Here is a 3,344-nt window from a genome sequence, read left to right on the forward strand (position 1 = left end):
TATTGATTTCTAGTCTTTGATTAGATCGTTCTTTAAAAATTTGGGTATGTGATAGAAAGATAGACTGAACGTTACTTTCACTGGTAACGGATCAGGCTAAGGTAAAATTTGTGAGTTCTCTTAATTGAGAAATTCGAATTTTCGGCGAATGTCGTCTTCACAGTATAACCAGATTGCTTGGGGTTATATGGTCAAGTGAAGAAGCGCATACGGTGGATGCCTTGGCAGTCAGAGGCGATGAAAGACGTGGTAGCCTGCGAAAAGCTTCGGGGAGTCGGCAAACAGACTTTGATCCGGAGATGTCTGAATGGGGGAACCCACCTAACATAAGTTAGGTATCTTAAGCTGAATACATAGGCTTAAGAAGCGAACCAGGGGAACTGAAACATCTAAGTACCCTGAGGAAAAGAAATCAACCGAGATTCCCTTAGTAGTGGCGAGCGAACGGGGACTAGCCCTTAAGTGGCTTTGAGATTAGCGGAACGCTCTGGAAAGTGCGGCCATAGTGGGTGATAGCCCTGTACGCGAAAATCTCTTAGTCATGAAATCGAGTAGGACGGAGCACGAGAAACTTTGTCTGAATATGGGGGGACCATCCTCCAAGGCTAAATACTACTGACTGACCGATAGTGAACTAGTACCGTGAGGGAAAGGCGAAAAGAACCCCGGAGAGGGGAGTGAAATAGATCCTGAAACCGTATGCGTACAAGCAGTGGGAGCCCACTTTGTTGGGTGACTGCGTACCTTTTGTATAATGGGTCAGCGACTTATTTTCAGTGGCGAGCTTAACCGAATAGGGGAGGCGTAGCGAAAGCGAGTCTTAATAGGGCGTCTAGTCGCTGGGAATAGACCCGAAACCGGGCGATCTATCCATGGGCAGGTTGAAGGTTGGGTAACACTAACTGGAGGACCGAACCGACTACCGTTGAAAAGTTAGCGGATGACCTGTGGATCGGAGTGAAAGGCTAATCAAGCTCGGAGATAGCTGGTTCTCCTCGAAAGCTATTTAGGTAGCGCCTCATGTATCACTGTAGGGGGTAGAGCACTGTTTCGGCTAGGGGGTCATCCCGACTTACCAAACCGATGCAAACTCCGAATACCTACAAGTGCCGAGCATGGGAGACACACGGCGGGTGCTAACGTCCGTCGTGAAAAGGGAAACAACCCAGACCGTCAGCTAAGGTCCCAAAGTTATGGTTAAGTGGGAAACGATGTGGGAAGGCTTAGACAGCTAGGAGGTTGGCTTAGAAGCAGCCACCCTTTAAAGAAAGCGTAATAGCTCACTAGTCGAGTCGGCCTGCGCGGAAGATGTAACGGGGCTCAAACCATACACCGAAGCTACGGGTATCACTTAGGTGATGCGGTAGAGGAGCGTTCTGTAAGCCTGTGAAGGTGAGTTGAGAAGCTTGCTGGAGGTATCAGAAGTGCGAATGCTGACATGAGTAACGACAATGGGTGTGAAAAACACCCACGCCGAAAGACCAAGGTTTCCTGCGCAACGTTAATCGACGCAGGGTTAGTCGGTCCCTAAGGCGAGGCTGAAAAGCGTAGTCGATGGAAAACAGGTTAATATTCCTGTACTTCTGGTTATTGCGATGGAGGGACGGAGAAGGCTAGGCCAGCTTGGCGTTGGTTGTCCAAGTTTAAGGTGGTAGGCTGGAATCTTAGGTAAATCCGGGATTCTAAGGCCGAGAGCTGATGACGAGTTACCCTTTGGGTGACGAAGTGGTTGATGCCATGCTTCCAAGAAAAGCTTCTAAGCTTCAGGTAACCAGGAACCGTACCCCAAACCGACACAGGTGGTTGGGTAGAGAATACCAAGGCGCTTGAGAGAACTCGGGTGAAGGAACTAGGCAAAATGGCACCGTAACTTCGGGAGAAGGTGCGCCGGTGAGGGTGAAGCATTTACTGCGTAAGCCCATGCCGGTCGAAGATACCAGGCCGCTGCGACTGTTTATTAAAAACACAGCACTCTGCAAACACGAAAGTGGACGTATAGGGTGTGACGCCTGCCCGGTGCCGGAAGGTTAATTGATGGGGTTAGCTAACGCGAAGCTCTTGATCGAAGCCCCGGTAAACGGCGGCCGTAACTATAACGGTCCTAAGGTAGCGAAATTCCTTGTCGGGTAAGTTCCGACCTGCACGAATGGCGTAACGATGGCGGCGCTGTCTCCACCCGAGACTCAGTGAAATTGAAATCGCTGTGAAGATGCAGTGTATCCGCGGCTAGACGGAAAGACCCCGTGAACCTTTACTATAGCTTTGCACTGGACTTTGAATTTGCTTGTGTAGGATAGGTGGGAGGCTTTGAAGCGTGGACGCCAGTTCGCGTGGAGCCAACCTTGAAATACCACCCTGGCAACTTTGAGGTTCTAACTCAGGTCCGTTATCCGGATCGAGGACAGTGTATGGTGGGTAGTTTGACTGGGGCGGTCTCCTCCTAAAGAGTAACGGAGGAGTACGAAGGTGCGCTCAGACCGGTCGGAAATCGGTCGTAGAGTATAAAGGCAAAAGCGCGCTTGACTGCGAGACAGACACGTCGAGCAGGTACGAAAGTAGGTCTTAGTGATCCGGTGGTTCTGTATGGAAGGGCCATCGCTCAACGGATAAAAGGTACTCCGGGGATAACAGGCTGATACCGCCCAAGAGTTCATATCGACGGCGGTGTTTGGCACCTCGATGTCGGCTCATCACATCCTGGGGCTGAAGCCGGTCCCAAGGGTATGGCTGTTCGCCATTTAAAGTGGTACGCGAGCTGGGTTTAGAACGTCGTGAGACAGTTCGGTCCCTATCTGCCGTGGACGTTTGAGATTTGAGAGGGGCTGCTCCTAGTACGAGAGGACCGGAGTGGACGAACCTCTGGTGTTCCGGTTGTCACGCCAGTGGCATTGCCGGGTAGCTATGTTCGGAATAGATAACCGCTGAAAGCATCTAAGCGGGAAACTAGCCTCAAGATGAGATCTCACTGGGACCTTGAGTCCCCTGAAGGGCCGTCGAAGACTACGACGTTGATAGGTTGGGTGTGTAAGCGCTGTGAGGCGTTGAGCTAACCAATACTAATTGCCCGTGAGGCTTGACCATATAACACCCAAGCAATTTGCTTGCTTCGAGCTGAAAAGCGAAAGAGCACCAGATTGCGGTGTGTGAAGACGAAACGAACCGAAAGTTCGAGCTGCTCACAAACACCAAGCTCTATCACATACCCATTCGCTGGAGCGTGAACCCGCAAGGGCAAACGACCTGGCTCCCGAATTTCTTGACGACCATAGAGCATTGGAACCACCTGATCCCATCCCGAACTCAGCAGTGAAACGATGCATCGCCGATGGTAGTGTGGGGTTTCC

General features: G+C 51.0%; 2 rRNA genes. Both read left to right on the plus strand.

The annotated features are described in order from the left end of the window. The first annotated feature begins 189 nt into the window (after positions 1-189). Positions 190-3,081: ribosomal RNA gene (locus ACIQY3_RS34115) — 23S ribosomal RNA — on the plus strand. Between the two features lie 174 nt (positions 3,082-3,255). Then, positions 3,256-3,344 (plus strand): 5S ribosomal RNA (rrf, locus tag ACIQY3_RS34120); the annotation flags it as partial.

It is taken from the genome of Pseudomonas sp. NPDC096950, from assembly GCF_044762525.1.
Taxonomy (GTDB): Bacteria; Pseudomonadota; Gammaproteobacteria; order Pseudomonadales; family Pseudomonadaceae; genus Aquipseudomonas.